Below are 18264 nucleotides of genomic sequence, written 5' to 3' on the forward strand. Positions count from 1 at the left end.
AAATGAAATTAAAGTTTTACATATTTTTATTTTTACTTACTTCCACTGTTTTTTCACAACAAAAACAAGTAGAAACAAGTGTTGATACCACTAAAAATAAAATTGGTGCCGAGTTTAAGCTTACGCTGAAAACAGTGGTAAGTTCAAAATCAAAAGTTGTTTTTCCAAAACTAAAAAACATTGGCCCTTTAGAGGTTATACAATCCTATCCTATTGATACGGTTAAGAAAGATGGCAATTATGAGCTTATCAAGAAATATGGCTTAACTCAATTTGATTCGGGGAAATATACAATTCCATCAATCAAAATTTTAATTGACAAAAAGCCTTATTTATCAGATTCTATAAAGGTAGAAGTTGCAAATGTAAAAGTTGACACTCTACAGCAAAAGATGTATGATATAAAAACCATCAGTAATGCTGACGAAGGCATTGGAAACTGGTGGAAATATGTTTTGGCATTAGTTATCATTTTAGGAATTGGCGCTTTCGTATATTGGTTTGTGAAAAAACGCCAACAGAAAAAAATTGAAGAAGAGGTTTACAAAACGCCTATTGAAAAAGCAACAAGCTTACTAAACAATTTAGAGCAAAAAGAACTTGTTCAAAAAGGTGAAGTAAAAGAATACTATAGTGAATTGACTGATATTGCCCGAAATTATATTGAAGAGGCAATTCATATTCCGGCGATGGAAAGCACAACGTCTGAATTAATTGCAGCAATCAAAGCCGCTTCTACTAAAAAGAAAATGACCTTGACGCCAGAAACCGTTGAGAATTTAGAACGCGTTTTACGTCAGGCCGATTTGGTAAAATTTGCTAAATCGAAACCATTGGATTTTGAAATTACCGAAGACAGAAATAAAATCCAGAAAGTAATTTTAACACTTGACAGCGCAATTCCAACTGAAGTTCCAGAAGAAATTGAAGATCAGTTATTGAATGAAGCGCAAAGACAAAAACAAATTCAGATACAACTTCGTAAAAAACGAAATGCAAGAATTGGTTACGCAATTGCGACTGTGGTATTTTTATTAACGGCAACTACAACTTACTTTGTCGTAACAAAAGGTTTCACTTACGTGAAAGACAATTTAATTGGTCATCCTTCTAAAGAATTATTAGAAGGCGAATGGGTAAAAAGTGCTTACGGAAATCCGGCTGTTATTATTGAAACTCCAAAGGTTTTAAAAAGAATGGATACTGAAAAAGTACTTCCAAAGGAAACAATGGCGTTAATTAAAGAAATGCAACTTTTTGTATACGGAAGTATGATTGACAATTTCTATGTTACCGTTTCTACAACTAAATTCAAACAACCAACTGATATCGATTTAAGTAAAGCCCTTGAAGGATCATTGAAGGTTATTGAAGCTCAAGGCGGACAAAATATTATTGTGAAGCAAGAAGATTTTCAAACAAATGAAGGCATTCAGGGAGTTAAAGGTTACGGAACAATGTCTGTTCTTAATCCGGTGACGAAAACGAGTACAAAAGCATATTATGAATTGTTACTTTTCAAACAAGATCAAGGTTTACAGCAAATCATGATTTTACACGAAGAAGGCGATACATACGCTAACGAGATTACAACTCGAATTTTAAATTCTGTTGAACTTCAAAGAGCAAGCAACTAATGAGTAAGATCACTTTTTTAAATCCGGAATTCTTTTGGCTATTTTTATTAATACCAATTGCCATTGCTTGGTTTTTCTGGAAACGCAACCAGCAATCGGCTACTTTAAAAATGAGCTCGACGCAAGGTTTCAAAAATAGTGCATCACTATTAACGAAACTAAAACCTTGTTTGTATGTTTTTAGAATCCTTGCCTTATCTTGTTTAATTATTGCTTTGGCTCGACCAAGAACAGTAGATATCAGCAACCAAACCAAAACAACAAAAGGAATTGACATTGTAATGGCTATTGACGTTTCTGGATCTATGTTGGCGAAAGATTTAAAGCCAAACCGTATGGAAGCTTTAAAAAGAGTGGCTGCAGATTTTGTTGGAGAAAGACCAAATGACAGAATAGGATTGGTTTTGTATGCTTCAGAAGCTTACACAAAAACACCTGTTACAAGCGATAAAGCTATTATTTTAGAAGCTATCAAAGATATTAAGTACGATACCGCTTTACAGGATGGAACTGGAATTGGAATGGGACTGGCAACAGCTGTAAACAGACTAAAAGACAGTAAGGCAAAAAGTCGCGTAATTATTTTAATGACAGATGGTGTTAACAACGCCGGCTTCATTGAACCGGAAACTGCTGCTGATATTGCTAAACAATACGGGATAAAAGTATATACTATAGGAATCGGAACGAACGGAATGGCGCCGTCTCCTTATGCTTATGCTCCAAATGGAGGATTTTTATTTAAGATGCAGAAAGTTGAAATCGACGAACAATTAATGAAAAGCATTGCTCGTAAAACAGACGGAACTTATTTTAGAGCAACAAGTAATGACCGATTGGCACAGATATACAACGCAATCAATAAGTTAGAAACAACCGAAATTCAGGAATTGAAATTTTACGATTACGACGAGAAATACAGAACTTTTGCATTACTTGCGGTCATTTTATTATTACTGGAAGTTGGTTTAAGAAATACAGTTTATAGAAGCTTTATTTGATTTTTCAAATCAAAAAATTCCAAATTTTAAATTCCAAATAACAATTGGAAATTGGAATTTTAAAACAAGCTTTTTAGACAATCAACAGAAATTGGAATTTGGAATTTATCCCCACGTTTCGGGATTTGGAATTTTAAAAAATTTATGGAATTAGACGAAAAAAAATATTTATACCTTTTATTTCTGCTCCCAATTGTGGTGTGCATTTTCCTTTTCAATTTATATTGGAAAAGAAAAAAACAGCGTGAATTTGGTGATTTGGAAATGGTAAAAAAACTGAGCCCTGAAAGTTCTGTTTTTAAGCCAATATTAAAACTATCGATTATACTTTTAGCATTTGCGTGTTTAATTATCGGTTTAGTAAATCCGAAGATTGGAACTAAAATGGAAACTGTAAAACGTGAAGGTATTGATATTGTTTTCGCCGTCGACGTTTCTAAAAGTATGCTTGCCGAAGATGTTGCACCAAGTCGTTTGGAGAAAAGCAAGCAAATCGTTTCGCAAATCATCAATCAATTAGGAAGCGACCGAATTGGTATTGTAGCATATGCGGGAAGTGCTTTCCCGGTTTTGCCAATCACTACTGATTATAGTGTTGCCAAAATGTTTCTTCAAAGTATGAGCCCAGACATGGTTTCATCACAAGGAACTTCGCTGGATGAAGCTATTCGATTATCATCGACTTATTTTGATGAAAAAAGCAAAACAAGCAAATTACTGATTTTGATTTCTGATGGAGAAGACCATTCTGAAGGCGCAAGTACGGCTGCAGAAGAAGCGAATAAAATTGGAATGAAAATCATCACCATTGGTATTGGTACTGAAAAAGGAAGCACAATTCCGTTGAAAGAAAATGGTGTTGTGAGAGATCATCAAAAGGATCAAAACGGTCAGATTGTAATTACCAAATTAAATCAGGAAGGTTTAAAAACAATTGCAAAAGCCACTAAAGGAGGTTATGTTTACGGTGGTAACACCAAAGAGGTTTTGGAGTATGTAAAAAATGCTTTAAATAACATTCAGAAAACAGAATTCGAAGCCACACAAATGGCCGAATTTCAATCGCAATTTCAGTGGTTTATCGGGTTTGCATTTTTATTGCTATTCGTTGACATTTTCCTTTTGGAAAGAAAAACAAACTGGATAAAAGAGTTGAATTTATTTAATGAAAAGAAATAATAAAGTTCGCCACTAATTACACAAATTTACACGAAAACACATTTTAAATAATCTGTTTAGTGAAATTCAAAAAATGCATAAAAATCGAATTCGCGATAATTGGTGAAATTCGTGGCAACCAAAAAAATAAAAAAATTTAGAATGAAAAATTTACTTCTTTATATTTTACTAACGTTTTCTTTGGCAGTTTCTGCTCAGGAAAAGGACAAAGCATTGCCTGACGGGAATGAAGAATATAAGCAGAATAAATTTGTTGATGCAGAAGCTAATTATAGAATTTCGCAATCAAAATTTCCAAAAAAATCCAGTGCGTCATACAACTTAGGAAATACTGTTTACAAACAAAACCAGATTTCTGAAGCGAAATACTCTTACGCAAGAGCGATAAAAAATGCCAAAACCCGACCTGAAAAACATAAAGCTTTTCACAATCTTGGGAATGTTTTCATGAAAGAGAAGGATTATACGCAGGCTGTTGCAGCATACAAAGATGCATTAAGAAATGATCCAACAGATGAGGAAACACGATATAATTACGCTTTAGCAAAACAAAAACTAAAAGAAAATCCGCCTAAGAACGACAACAAGGACAAAAACAAAGATAAAGACAAGGACAAGGATAAAAATAAAGATAAGGACAAAGACAAGGATAAAAACAAAGATAAAGACAAGGATAAAAAAGACGACAAAGGCGATCCGGACAAGGACAAAAAAGATGGCAAAAATGATCCGAAAAAAGATGATAAATCAGACAACAACGGACAACCAAAACCACAGCCTGGAGGAATCTCAAAAGATCGTGTTCAGAATTTGTTAGATGCAGTGAATAACGAAGAAAAGAAAATTCAGGATAAAGTCAATGCCCAAAAAGTAAAAGGAAATCCTAAGAAAGCAGAAAAAGACTGGTAAATAAAAGTTTAATCGTTTAATTGTTTATTTGTTTATTTGGAAAGATCCGTTAGACAAAAAATCGATTAAACGATTTCACAGTTAAACAATTAAACAACAAAGAAAAAACCGATTAAACAATTAATGAAAAGATATTTAATTTTATTTCTATTCACTTTTCAAGGACTTTTGGCTCAGGTTCAATTTGAAGCCAGAGTAAGCAAAAACACGCTTGGACTAAACGAAAGACTTCGTATTGACTTCATTATGAATGTTGACGGAGACAATTTCGATCAGCCTTCTTTTGACGGTTTTAAAATCGTGGCTGGGCCAAGTCAGCAAATCAGTCAATCCTGGGTTAACGGAAGAAGTTCTTTTCAAAAAATCTATTCTTATATTTTACAACCCAACCAAAAAGGTACGCTTACTATCAAGCAAGCTGCAATTGAATTTAATGGACAGATTTACAAAACCTCGCCTATTAAAATTGTAGTTACCAATGCAGTCGCTCAGGAAAGGGATCCTAATGACAGACCGCAACAAGGTCAAGGCAGCGAAACACTAAATCTTGTTGCTGAAATTTCTAAAACAAATCCGTATCTGAACGAACCAATTACAGTTGTTTACAAATTGTATTTCAACAATATTGGCGTAACTGGTTTTAAAGAATTGGCTAAACCAAAATACAATGATTTCTGGAATCAGAATATTGACATCAAACAACTTTCAATAGAAGAAGGAAGTTATCAGGGCCAAAGATGTTATTTTGTCATCCTGAAGAAAACCATTTTATATCCACAAAAATCGGGTAGATTAACAATCGAACCGCTTTCACTGGATATTGGTGTAGAATTGCCTACAGATCGCCGTAATATGTTCGGACAGATGATTACGACTGTAGATAATAAAGTAGTTTCGGCAGGAGCCAAAACAATAAACGTACGACCACTTCCTGAAACTGGAAAACCTGAAGGATTCAGTGGTGCGGTTGGTAAGTTTAATTTCATTGTTACACCTTCAAAAACAAGTGTAAAAAGCGGAGAAGGTTTAGATTTAATAGTAAGTGCTTCCGGAACCGGAAACATGAAACTTTTTACTTTGCCTAAACCGGTTGTGCCAAATGCATTAGAAATGTATGATCCTGTTCATGATGAAAAAGTCACTACTTCATTAGCAGGAATGTCAGGAAGAATCTCAGATAAGTATACCATCGTACCACAATACAAAGGAAAATATGTAATCAAACCAATGCAGTTTTCTTATTTTGATTTGAATAGCGGCTCTTACAAAACGATAACTTCTGAAGAAATTGCTATTGATGTTTTAGATGGACCAATGCAAGCTGAAGCAAACAGTACAGCAAATGCTGCTAAAAATGTAATTTCGAAAACAGAACAATTCAAATACATCAAATCTAAAACTACTTTAGTTTCTATAGCGAAAGATGATTTTTATGGCTCTGATTTGTATTATGCATTATTGCTTGCTCCTTTCATTATCTTGCCAATTATCATTATTGCTAAGAAGAAAAAAGAAGCTATTGACGGAGACGTTACCGGAAACCGTATCAAAATGAACAATAGGCTTGCTAAAAAATACCTTTCTGAAGCTAAAAAACAACTTAACAACAAGGAAGCATTTTATATTGCCCTGGAAAAAGCGATGCATAATTTCCTAAAAGCAAAACTGCATATCGAAACCTCAGAAATGAGCAAAGACAATATTCGCGAACTTTTATTGTCTAGAAATGCTAATCCGGAATCTGTTCAAAGTTTCATTATTTTGACTGAAAACTGCGAATTTGCAAGATATGCTCCGGCATCAAGCGCATCGATTCAGCAAGATTTTGATAAAGCTGTTTTAATTATTTCAGAATTAGAAAAACAAATCGTTTAGTTTAAAAAATCAAACCAACAGGTTTTTAAAACCTGTTAGGTTTAAAGAAAATAAAATGAAAAATATAGTATATCTCTTTTTATTAATCACACAGTTTTTCTTTGCTCAAAGCTTTGAGAAAGGTAATGCCATGTATCAAAGAGGCAATTATCCAGAAGCTGTTCAGGCTTATGAAGCTGTTATAAAGGAAAACAAGCAGCATTCTGCTGAACTTTACTTTAATTTGGCCAACAGCTATTATAAGATGAATAAAGTTGCTCCGGCAATTTACAATTATGAAAAAGCTTTGGTGTTAAAACCTCATGATCCGGATGTGCTGAACAACTTAAAATTTGCCAAAAAACTGACAATCGACGAAATCAAAGAAGTTCCAAAAGTTGGTTTTGCAAAACTGATTCAGAATTTTACCGGTATTTTTGATTATAACACTTGGGCAAAAATTTCTGTTGCAATTGGCTTTCTTTTCTTATTGAGCTTTATTGGGTATTACTTTTCACAGCTTACGCTCACAAAAAGAATTTATTTCATTGGAATGTTTATTTTGTTAGTTGTACTGGCTTTAAGTATTTCTGCAGGAATGTCTGAGAAAAGTCATTTTGATAATGATCGCCCAGCAATTGTTTTCGCTGAATTAAGTGAAGTGCGAAGCGAACCGCAAAAAGGTGGAGCCGCAATTTTTCTATTACACGAAGGTGCAAAAGTTTACGTAACGGAATCCTTAGGGAAATGGAGAAAAGTTGAACTTACTGATGGTACTGAAGGTTGGCTCGATGCCGAAACTATTAAGGAAGTGAAATAAATTTTTAAAAATTCAAATAAAAAAATCCCAAATTTCAATTGTAAAATTGAGGTTTGGGATTTTCTATATCTACAAAATTTGTCAGACGCAGAATATCTACAATCTTTGTCAGACGCATTAAAATGCGTCTCTACGATTTTGATTACGGAAATTTATTACCTCTAAAATTATCAATACAACATATATCGTAGAGGCGCACGGCAGTGCGTCTACGTCCAGCATATCGACAAAAGTTGAGTAAAATTTAAAACTCGTAAACCTTTTCAGGCGTCACACAATAATCCAATTTTACATCGGATTCAAAAATATCGTCAATCTGACTTACAGCTTCAAAAAAGGAAAGTCCAATTTTTATGGTTTCTGGTCTACATTCTGATAAAAATTTATCGTAGAATCCTTTTCCGTAACCAATGCGATTTCCGTGAACATCGAAAACTAAAAGAGGGACAAAAACAACATCAATATTTGAACTCGGAACCTGAAGTCCGTTTACTGGTTCTGGAATATTATATTCGTTTTTTTTGATTTTGGTATTATCCGTCAATAAAAAATGAGTCATAGAGCGCGTTTCAAAATCACTTTTCGAAATCACAATTTCTTTGTCTTTTCCGGAAAGCAAATGCAGTACAAATTCTGTATCAACTTCTTTATGTTCAACAATTGGAAGGAAAACATGAAAATAGGTTTTATCCCAAATTGGCAACTGAATTAAATTATTGGCAACAGCCAGACTTTTTTCTTCAATTTCTTCTTCAGAAAGTGTTGCGCGTAAATTTTTATACTGTATTCTAAGTTCTTTTTTACTCGTCGCCATTTACAGGACTATTTTTTGAGATATGATAAATTGCATCGCCTTCGTACACAATTGGAGAATGATTTGCATTAATAACAAATCCGTCGTGCGGGGCTTTTACTTTCTGTTCAAATTTACCAAAAGGATCGGTAATAATGGCCAGAATAGTTCCTTTGGTTACAAATTTCCCAATTAAATTAAAATCGTGTAAAAGTCCTGAACATTTGGCTCTCAGCCAAACCGAATCTTTAATATAAATAGACGGAACAGGTGCCGCTTCAACCAGTTGTTTAGAATCGAGCATTTCCAGATAATTCAGCAATCTTTTTACACCCAAAATCCCTTCATTGGCAATATCATTATTAATATCAAGAGATTTTCCGCCTTCAAAAAGCAACATTTTTACATTTGCTTTTTCCGATGTATTTCTAAATGAGCCGCTAATATTTTTTGAATATAATGTAAAAGGCGCATTAAAGACATCCGCCAAAACTTTCAACTCTGGATTGTTCTCGGTAATTCTGATTTGCGGCGCATTAAATCGGCTTGCACCTCCGGCATGAAAATCTACTGCATAATCTAAAATCGGCAAAACTTCCTCTACGATATGATAGGCAAAGCGGCTCGCCAAAGATCCTTTTTTGCTTCCTGGAAAAACACGATTTAGATCGCGTCCGTCAGGAAACTCACGCGACTTGTTTACAAAACCATACATGTTGATAATTGGAATACAGATAATGGTGCCACGCGCAGGTTTATTTATTTTCTTGCTGATAATTTGACGCACAATTTCAACCCCGTTTATTTCGTCGCCATGAATTCCTGCCGAAAATAAAACAACAGGACCTTCAATCTTTGAACGACGTACAATTACCGGAATATTCAGTTTTGTAGTGGTATGCAATCTTGCGATTTCAACATTGATTGTTCTGCTCTCTCCCGGCAAAATTGCTTCATCGAAGATAACCAAAGGCTTACTATTTTTCATAAAGAATTATAAAAGCTAAATATAGAAATTATTCTTTTGATTTTGTAAATTTGAAACTAAATCGATGTTAAGCTTTTTTCGATAAATCGGAATGATTTTTGAAACCGCTTAGCATTCTATCTTCAGAAACAATTAAGAATGCAAAAATCCTCCTTAGATCTTCAAATTCTAACCTTGCCGGACAATCCTGGCGTGTATCAATATTATGATAAAGACGGGAAGATTTTATATGTTGGAAAAGCCAAAAACTTAAAAAAAAGAGTTTCCTCTTATTTCAATAAAATTCATGATACGGCTAAAACGAACGTTTTAGTCAAAAAAATTGTTACAATAAAACACATCGTCGTTCCTACTGAAACCGATGCGCTTTTATTAGAAAACAATTTAATCAAAACTTTACAGCCGCGCTACAATGTTCTGCTTCGTGATGACAAAAGTTATCCTTGGATTTGCATTAAAAAAGAGCCTTTTTCGAGAATATTTTCTACAAGAAGAATGGTCAAAGACGGTTCTGAATATTTTGGCCCTTACACCAGTTTCAAAACCGTTCATACAATTTTGGATTTAATCAAAGAATTGTATCCGCTGCGAACTTGCAATTTCGATTTGAGTCAGTCCAATATTGATTCAGGAAAATTTAAAGTTTGCCTTGAATATCATATTGGTAATTGTAAAGGTCCTTGTGAAGGTTTGGAGCCTTTGGAAGAGTATCAAAGGCAAGTCGATGCGATCCGCGAAATTCTAAAAGGAAATTTCAAGGAAAGTTTAAAGGATTTTAAAAAATTAATGAACACTTATGCGCAAAATTTACAATTTGAAGAAGCGCAGAAAATCAAAGAAAAAATAGAGGTTTTGGAGAATTACCAATCCAAATCGACCATTATCAATCCGAAGATTACCAACATCGATGTATTTTCGATTGTATCAGATGAAAGTGCCGCTTTTGTCAATTTTTTACAGATTTCTCACGGTTCGATTATTCGTTCGCATACTTTGGAAATGAAGAAAAAACTGGACGAAACTGATGAAGAATTATTAGAATTGGCAATCGTAGAACTTCGTGAACGTTTTCAATTATTATCTAAAGAAATTATTGTTCCGTTTGAAATTGATTTGGGAGAAAACATAAAAACTACCGTTCCACAACTTGGTGATAAAAAACAGATTTTGGAGTTGTCGATTCGAAATGCAAAATTCTACCGAATCGAACAATTAAAACAATTACAAATTGTAGATCCGGATCGACATACCAACCGAATTATGGCACAAATGCAAAAAGATTTGCGTCTTCCGGTTGAACCTCGACATATTGAATGTTTTGACAACTCGAATATACAGGGAACAAATCCGGTTGCGGCCTGTGTTGTTTTTAAAGATGGGAAACCGAGTAAAAAAGACTACCGCCATTTTAATGTAAAAACTGTTGAAGGCCCAGACGATTTTGCTTCGATGACTGAAATTGTCGGCCGACGTTATAAAAGATTATTAGAAGAGAATGAACCTTTGCCGCAATTGATTATTATTGACGGTGGAAAAGGACAATTATCTGCAGCCTTAAAAAGTATTGACGAATTAGGACTTCGCGGAAAAATTGCCATTATTGGAATCGCAAAACGACTTGAAGAACTTTTTTATCCCGGCGATTCGATTCCGTTATATCTGGACAAAAAATCGGAAACTTTAAAAGTAATTCAGCAATTACGAAATGAAGCACACCGATTCGGGATTACCTTTCACCGTGATAAACGAAGCAAAGCAGCACTTAATTCTTCTGTAGAAAGTATTCCGGGAATTGGAGAAAAAACAATGCTAACTTTAATCCAGCATTTCAAAAGTGTTAAAAGATTAAAATTGGCATCAGAAAAAGAAATATCCGCCGTTATAGGAGTTTCAAAAGCCAAAAAAATTGTCGACTTTTACAAAACCAACTAAAATTCTTTATGCGCCCAAACGAGCTTTTAATTGCACACAATAAGTCAAAAGGATTTTGTTTAAATTCCATTTGGGGCATAGCATTCGTACTATTCATTCTTCTACTCTTTCCTGAAAAATCATTTTCGCAAGAACAGAAACAAGACAGTGTGAAAAGACCAAAAATTGGTTTGGTTTTAAGTGGTGGTGGCGCCAAAGGTTTTGCCCACATTGGCGTTTTGAAAGTACTGGAAGAAGCCGGAATCAAAATTGATTATATTGGCGGAACAAGTATGGGATCTGTAATTGGCGGACTTTATGCATCTGGTTATAATGCTTCACAAATTGATTCTATTTTCAAAAAAACAAATTTTGACGAACTGATTAATGACTATATTCCGCGTTCATCAAAAAACTTTTACGGCAAAAAAAATGATGAATTGTATGCTATCACTTTGCCTTTCAGTAATTTCAAAATAGGAATTCCTGAAGCACTTTCAAAAGGAATGTATAATTATAATCTTTTGAGCAGCCTGACCAGAAATGTGCGTCATGTTCGCGATTTCAATCAATTGCCCACTCCATTTTTATGTATCGGAACAAATATTGAAACCGGCGAAGAAGTTTTGCTCAACAAAGGAAATCTCGTTCAGGCAATGATGGCGAGTGCGGCTTTTCCGTCGTTGTTTACTCCCGTTGAAATCGATGGCAATCTAATTGTTGACGGTGGTGTTGTAAATAATTATCCAATTAAAGAAGTTCGTAATCTTGGCGCTGATATTATTATTGGAGTTGATGTTCAGGACGATTTGATGAATCGTAAAAAACTGAAAAACGCAACAAGAATATTAGTTCAGATTACCAATCTACAGTCGATTGAAAAAATGAAAAGCAAAGTAAAAGACACTGATATTTATATCAAACCTGATATTCGTGACTTTGGTGTAATTTCATTCGACCGAGGTGAAGAAATAATCAGAAAAGGTGAAGAAGCTACTTTTGCTGTTTATGAAAAGATCAAATCATTAGTAACCGAAGAAACTTTTTATAAAAAACCGAAACTAAAACTTAGTACAGACACTTTAGAAATACAAAAAATAAATGTCGATAAATTAGACAATTATACTAAAGAATACATCAACGGTAAACTTCGTTTCAAACCGGGAAGCACTATTACATATAATGATTTAAAAACCGGAATTAATAATTTAAATGCTACCGAAAACTTCAGTACGATTTCATACTGTCTGCAACCAAATGGTGCAGATGATGATTTGGATCTCGTTTTAAAAGAAAATCCAACGCAAACCTATCTAAAACTGGGTTTGCATTATGACGGCTTATATAAAAGTGCGATTTTACTAAACCTGACTCATAAAAAAACATTTCTAAAAAATGATGTTACTTCTTTCGACATTATTTTGGGTGATAATTTTAGATATGATTTAAATTATTATGTCGAAAATGGATTCAACATTAGTTTCGGTTTTCGCTCAAGGCTAAATCAGTTTAATAGAAATGTCACCAGAAGCATTAGTCAGCTTGAAGCTTCAAATCCAAATGTAAATCTTATCAATGTTGATTTTTTTGATATTACCAATCAGGCTTATTTTCAAACTATTTTTGTTCAGAAGTTTTTAATGGGTGGCGGTTTGGAATACAAATATTTAAAAATCGATTCACCTACGCTTTCAAATAGTGGAAACATAATTGATAAAAGCAATTATTTCAGTGTTTTTGGATATTTAAAATATGATTCTTTTGACAAAAAAAGCTTTCCGCGCTCCGGACTATATTTCTCCAGCGACGTACAGACTTATTTAGCATCTTCCGATTACAATCATACCTTCAAACCTTTTTCGATGGCGAAAGCAGAAATTGCAGTTGCTAAAACATTATTTAAAAGAGCAACTTTTAAAATTGGTGCAGAGGCCGGATTTAATATTGGTAGCGATAGTGTTCCTTATTTCGACTATATTTTGGGAGGTTACGGTTATAGCAAAATCAATAATTTCAATTACTTCTATGGTTATGATTTTCTAAGCATTTCTGGAAATAGCTATATAAAAACAGACATTACACTTGATTACGAAATCATTAAGAAAAACCATATCAATTTCTCTGCAAATTTTGCCAATCTTGGCGACGACATCTTTAGCACAGTTGATTGGATTTCGATGCCAAAATATTCAGGTTACGCTGTAGGTTATGGCTTAGAAACTATTATTGGGCCAATAGAAATCAAACAATCTTGGTCACCAGAAATGTCTAAAAGCTTTACCTGGTTCAGTATTGGATTCTTGTTTTAGAATTTAATCTAGAATAGTGCAATAAAATCGTACTTTTTTTTTGCTATCAAAAAATTATATCAAAAAAATCAAAATATCTTTTAGTTATAAATAATATAATTTCTATTTTTACTCGCAAAAATTTACGACATTTGTTATAATGAAAACAAATTGGACAGGTTTATTAGAGTATCTTCAATTCCTAATCAAGAGAAATCCTGAATAATGGCTCTATCGAATTGAAATGATTGGTCAATGCAAATTGATTCGATTATTAACTCTGCAATTCACATTTTCTAATTATCTAATTCACAAATTATCTAATTGAAAAAGCCATGCCATTATATCATAAACTTGGAGATTTTCCTCAAAAAAGACACACCCAGTTCGAAAAACCAAACGGAGGTTTTTATTACGAACAATTATTTGGAACAGAAGGTTTTCACGGACATTCGTCATTATCTTATCATGTTCACAGACCAACGCAGGTAAAAGAGATATTAAATTCTTATTCGGTTGAACCAAAAATTGCAATCGGAAAAAATATAAAATCATTACTTTTTAAAGGTTTTGAATTAAAGCCCGAAAACGACTTTTTAGACAGCCGAAAAGCCATGTTAGTCAACAAAGACTGCGTTATTGGTTTGGCTGCGCCGAAAGAATCGCTTCGAAATTATTTCTATAAAAATGCCGATGCCGATGAAATGCTTTTCATCCATAAAGGAAAAGGAAAACTAAGAACCATGTTAGGGAATATTCCTTTTGAATATGGCGATTATTTGATTATTCCGCGCGGCATTATCTACCAAATCGAATTTGAAACAGAAGAAAACCGACTATTTTATGTAGAATCGTATTCTCCTTTTTATACTCCAAAACGATACAAAAACCAATCAGGTCAGCATTTAGAACATTCTCCGTTTTGTGAGCGTGATTTTATTTTGCCAAGCGAATTGGAAACGCACGACGAAAAAGGTGATTTTTTAATTAAAATCAAAAAAGAAGGCATGATTCACGAAGTGGTTTATGCAACACATCCTTTTGACGTTGTGGGTTGGGACGGATATAATTTCCCATACGGATTTTCAATTCACAATTTCGAACCTATAACGGGACGTGTTCACCAACCGCCTCCGGTACATCAAACTTTTGAAACGGCAACTTTTGTCGTTTGTTCTTTCTGCCCAAGACTTTACGATTATCATCCGAAAGCAATTCCGGCGCCGTACAATCACAGCAATATAGATTCTGACGAAGTTCTATATTATGTAGATGGCGATTTTATGAGTCGTAATAATATTGAGCAAGGTCACATCACTTTACACCCAAAAGGAATTCCACACGGACCAGCGCCAGGCGCAATGGAACGCAGTATTGGTCATAAAGAAACTCAGGAATTAGCCGTTATGGTTGATACTTTCCGTCCGCTTATGGTAACGGAAGAAGCTATGGGTCTTGATGACGGGAAGTATTACAAATCTTGGACGGAATAACTAGTCGAATTTAACCACAAAGTTCACAAAGGATTTTACACAAAGTTCACAAAGTTTTTTAAGAGAGTTTTATCAAACCAAGTCCACAAAGCTTTGCGTTCTTAGCGATTTTATAAAATCTAACTAAAAAAAATCTTTGCTCTCTTTGCGTTAAAAAACAAATTTCAAACACAACATTTCGGAAAAATCAATTAAACGATTAACCGATTAAACAAATAAACATCATGAGTAAAGAAGTTAAATCAGTAGAATACGGATTAGAGAAAATATTTGAAGGAGCTCAGGATTTCCTTCCATTATTAGGAACAGATTATGTAGAATTTTATGTGGGGAATGCAAAACAATCTGCACATTATTATAAAACTGCTTTCGGATATCAGTCTTTGGCTTATGCCGGATTAGAAACTGGAGTAAAAGACAAAGCATCGTATGTTTTAAAACAAGATAAAATCAGAATTGTTTTAACAACGCCTTTAACAGCAGATTCTCCAATCAATGAACATTTGAAAAAACATGGAGACGGAGTAAAAGTTGCAGCACTTTGGGTTGAAGACGCTACAAAATCTTACGAAGAAACAATGAAACGTGGTGCACGTTCTTTCATGGAACCAACTGTTGAAGAAGATGAATTTGGTCAAGTGATCCGTTCTGGAATTTACACTTACGGAGAAACGGTTCATATTTTCGTAGAAAGAAAAAATTACAACGGAATTTTCTTGCCAGGTTATAAAGAATGGAAATCGGATTACAATCCAGAACCAACGGGATTAAAATATATCGATCACATGGTTGGAAATGTGGGTTGGAACGAAATGAATACTTGGGTAAAATTTTACGAAGACGTAATGGGATTTGTGAATTTCTTATCTTTTGATGACAAACAAATCACAACAGAATATTCTGCATTGATGAGTAAAGTAATGTCAAACGGAAACGGAAGAATCAAATTCCCAATCAATGAACCAGCTGAAGGAAAGAAAAAATCTCAAATTGAAGAATATTTAGATTTCTACGGCGGACCTGGAATTCAACATATTGCCATCGCGACAGATGACATTATTAAAACAGTATCACAATTAAGAGCTCGTGGTGTCGAATTTTTGTCAGCTCCTCCTCATACCTATTATGAAGCAATCCCAGAAAGACTAGGCGTTCATATGGATATGATGAAAGAAGACATTAATGAAATTGAAAAGCTTGCTATTATGGTCGATGCCGATGAAGATGGTTACCTTTTACAAATATTTACGAAGCCAGTTCAGGACCGACCTACACTTTTCTTCGAAATTATTCAAAGAATGGGTGCAAAAGGATTCGGCGCAGGTAACTTTAAAGCCCTTTTTGAATCAATCGAAAGAGAGCAAGAATTGAGAGGAACATTGTAAAATCGCAATATTTTTGCATTATGTAGAAAAATTCTCTGTAAAACGATGATTTTTATGCAAATGTTATGTTAAACTTGACTTTCGCTATTTATTTTTTGAACTTTCTATCTATCTTTGCACTCGCAAATCAAGAAGGGGTGGTTTCCTTCTGAATTGATATAAATTTCATAATTTATAGTTTTTTGGTTAGTTAATAGCATAAAAACTCAGTCATTACTTGACTGAGTTTTTTTGTTTTGGTACATTTGGAATAGAATTTGCAATTATCCTTCTAAATATTTGTAAAACAGTACTATGAAAAAGTTTATCCTCCTCATATTTATCCTCACAGCATTTAGTTTTGACACACAAAAAGAAGACGCTTTCGGCACGGGAGAGTTCTTCAAATTTAGAATTCATTATGGAATCGTAAATGCCGGATATGCCACACTTGAAGTTAAAGATGCCACTGTAAACAACAAAAAAGTATATCATGCAGTGGGTAAAGGTTACACAACCGGTATGTCGAAATTTTTCTTTAAAGTAGAAGATTTATACGAAAGTTATTTTGACAAAGAAAATGGAAATCCGTACCGTTATATTCGAAAAATTGATGAAGGCGGTTATACTAAAAATCAAGAAGGTATTTTTAATCAGTCAGAGAACAAAGTTCTGGTAAAAGATTACAAACGAAAGACTGAAAAAACGATTGTAATTACTGACAATGTGCAAGATATCGTGTCTTCATTTTATTTCCTTAGAAACCATCCGAATATTGACAAATTAAAATCGGGTGAAGCAATTACAATTGACATGTTTTTTGATGACGAAATCACAAAATTTAAGTTAAAATATGTAGGCCGTCAAGATATTACGACTAAATTTGGAACCGTTTCTACAATGGTTTTTAAACCTCTTGTACAAACCGGTCGAGTGTTTAAAGAAAAAGAAAGTTTAACACTCTGGATAACAGACGACGACAACAAAGTTCCTATTAGAATTAAAGCAGATCTTGCTGTTGGATCACTAAAAGCAGATCTTGATGAATATAAAGGATTAAAAAATCCATTTAAAGTTAAAAAATAATGAACCTTACTGATCATTCAGAATCAATTTTAAAAGAAATTGATCAAAAATTCCAAGCTATAAATCAAAAAACTGAAGTTCAGTTAGAAGGTTTACTTTGGTCAAAACCAATTACATATTGGGATTATATTCAAACCGACGCCCTCTTAGGCTTACAAATACAACGTACTACGCTTCCTGACGAAATGGTTTTCATCATGTATCATCAGGTTAATGAATTAATTTTTAAAATGATTTTGTGGGAAATTGATCAAATCGCTGACGCACAAAATATTCAGGTAGATTTTTTCAGCGAAAGACTTTCAAGAATTACTCGTTATTTTGACATGTTGACCAATTCGTTTAGCATCATGGAAAACGGAATGGAAGTCGATCAGTATATGAAATTTAGAAACACTCTTACTCCGGCCAGCGGTTTTCAAAGTGCACAATATAGAATGATTGAATTTGCATCGACTGATGTAATTAACCTAACAGACAGAAGATACAAAGCAAATTTTGACGAAAATACCGATTTAGAAACCAGTTTCGAACATCTTTATTGGCAAGCTGCCGGAAAAGATTATCATACTGGCGAAAAATCATACTTATTGAATGAGTTCGAAAAAAAATACAAAGAGCAATTTTTAAGACAAATGTCATCGTTTAAAACGAAAAATATTTGGCAAAAATTCACACAGCTTCCAGTTGAAGATCAACAAAATACAGAACTAATCGCTGCCATGCGTCATTATGACCAAACAGTAAATATTACTTGGGTAATGCAACATCTTAACACTGCCAGAAAATATATTTTGGAAAGCGGTAAAGGCAATGGTGAAGCGACCGGAGGAAGCGACTGGCAAAAATATATGCACCCAAAATACCAAAGACGCATCTTTTTTCCTAAATTGTGGACCGAAGAAGAATTGTCCAATTGGGGAAATGAATAAACCACTTTA

Annotated in this window: 14 protein-coding genes; 12 read left to right on the top strand and 2 right to left on the bottom strand. The window is 33.9% G+C overall.

All coding sequences use genetic code 11. The annotated features are described in order from the left end of the window. Positions 1 to 2 precede the first annotated feature (2 nt). The 6 genes from BD847_RS06770 to BD847_RS06795 all read left to right on the top strand — a co-directional run bounded on the left by BD847_RS06770 (position 3) and on the right by BD847_RS06795 (position 7400). Positions 3 to 1637, top strand: coding sequence for a hypothetical protein (locus BD847_RS06770; RefSeq protein ID WP_115887543.1), 1635 nt, complete (start codon positions 3 to 5; stop codon positions 1635 to 1637). Continuing rightward, positions 1637 to 2638, top strand: a complete 1002-nt coding sequence (locus BD847_RS06775) for a vWA domain-containing protein (RefSeq protein ID WP_115887544.1) — start codon at positions 1637 to 1639, stop codon at positions 2636 to 2638. The genes BD847_RS06770 and BD847_RS06775 overlap by 1 nt, the downstream gene beginning before the upstream one ends. 144 nt (positions 2639 to 2782) lie before the next feature. Next, positions 2783 to 3817, top strand: a complete 1035-nt coding sequence (locus BD847_RS06780) for a vWA domain-containing protein (protein ID WP_115887545.1) — start codon at positions 2783 to 2785, stop codon at positions 3815 to 3817. Between the two features lie 141 nt (positions 3818 to 3958). Next, entirely contained in the window at positions 3959 to 4726 is a 768-nt protein-coding gene (locus BD847_RS06785) for a tetratricopeptide repeat protein (RefSeq protein WP_115888323.1), read from the top strand. A 123-nt stretch (positions 4727 to 4849) separates the two neighbouring features. Then, the gene (locus BD847_RS06790; protein ID WP_115887546.1) at positions 4850 to 6601 is read left to right on the top strand and encodes a BatD family protein; all 1752 of its coding nucleotides are present in this window, start codon (positions 4850 to 4852) and stop codon (positions 6599 to 6601) included. A gap of 55 nt (positions 6602 to 6656) precedes the next feature. After that, positions 6657 to 7400, top strand: coding sequence for a tetratricopeptide repeat protein (locus tag BD847_RS06795; protein WP_115887547.1), 744 nt, complete (start codon positions 6657 to 6659; stop codon positions 7398 to 7400). A gap of 244 nt (positions 7401 to 7644) precedes the next feature. Here the strand turns inward: BD847_RS06795 and BD847_RS06800 are convergent, their stop codons facing one another. Together BD847_RS06800 and BD847_RS06805 are read right to left on the bottom strand one after the other, a co-directional pair. Next, positions 7645 to 8214 carry a 5-formyltetrahydrofolate cyclo-ligase gene (locus BD847_RS06800; RefSeq protein ID WP_115887548.1) on the bottom strand — a complete coding sequence of 190 codons (570 nt, stop codon included), beginning with the start codon at positions 8212 to 8214 and terminating at the stop codon, positions 7645 to 7647. Further along, positions 8201 to 9181 (bottom strand): succinylglutamate desuccinylase/aspartoacylase family protein, encoded by a 981-nt coding sequence (locus BD847_RS06805; protein WP_115887549.1) that lies wholly within the window; start codon positions 9179 to 9181, stop codon positions 8201 to 8203. The genes BD847_RS06800 and BD847_RS06805 overlap by 14 nt, the downstream gene beginning before the upstream one ends. Positions 9182 to 9319: 138 nt before the next feature. Here BD847_RS06805 and uvrC point away from each other — a divergent pair, with 138 nt between their 5' ends. The 6 genes from uvrC to BD847_RS06835 all read left to right on the top strand — a co-directional run bounded on the left by uvrC (position 9320) and on the right by BD847_RS06835 (position 18255). Then, positions 9320 to 11113 (top strand): excinuclease ABC subunit UvrC, encoded by a 1794-nt coding sequence (gene uvrC, locus BD847_RS06810; RefSeq protein ID WP_115887550.1) that lies wholly within the window; start codon positions 9320 to 9322, stop codon positions 11111 to 11113. An 8-nt stretch (positions 11114 to 11121) separates the two neighbouring features. Next, the gene (locus BD847_RS06815; RefSeq protein WP_115887551.1) at positions 11122 to 13401 is read left to right on the top strand and encodes a patatin-like phospholipase family protein; all 2280 of its coding nucleotides are present in this window, start codon (positions 11122 to 11124) and stop codon (positions 13399 to 13401) included. A gap of 314 nt (positions 13402 to 13715) precedes the next feature. Next, entirely contained in the window at positions 13716 to 14873 is a 1158-nt protein-coding gene (locus tag BD847_RS06820; protein ID WP_115887552.1) for a homogentisate 1,2-dioxygenase, read from the top strand. A 224-nt stretch (positions 14874 to 15097) separates the two neighbouring features. Continuing rightward, entirely contained in the window at positions 15098 to 16258 is a 1161-nt protein-coding gene (gene hppD / locus BD847_RS06825) for a 4-hydroxyphenylpyruvate dioxygenase (protein WP_115887553.1), read from the top strand. A 294-nt stretch (positions 16259 to 16552) separates the two neighbouring features. Continuing rightward, positions 16553 to 17323, top strand: coding sequence for a DUF3108 domain-containing protein (locus tag BD847_RS06830; RefSeq protein ID WP_115887554.1), 771 nt, complete (start codon positions 16553 to 16555; stop codon positions 17321 to 17323). Further along, positions 17323 to 18255 carry a tryptophan 2,3-dioxygenase family protein gene (locus tag BD847_RS06835; RefSeq protein WP_115887555.1) on the top strand — a complete coding sequence of 311 codons (933 nt, stop codon included), beginning with the start codon at positions 17323 to 17325 and terminating at the stop codon, positions 18253 to 18255. Before BD847_RS06830 ends, BD847_RS06835 begins: the two co-directional genes overlap by 1 nt. The last annotated feature ends 9 nt before the right edge of the window (positions 18256 to 18264 follow it).

It is taken from the genome of Flavobacterium cutihirudinis (assembly GCF_003385895.1).
Lineage (GTDB): Bacteria > Bacteroidota > Bacteroidia > Flavobacteriales > Flavobacteriaceae > Flavobacterium > Flavobacterium cutihirudinis.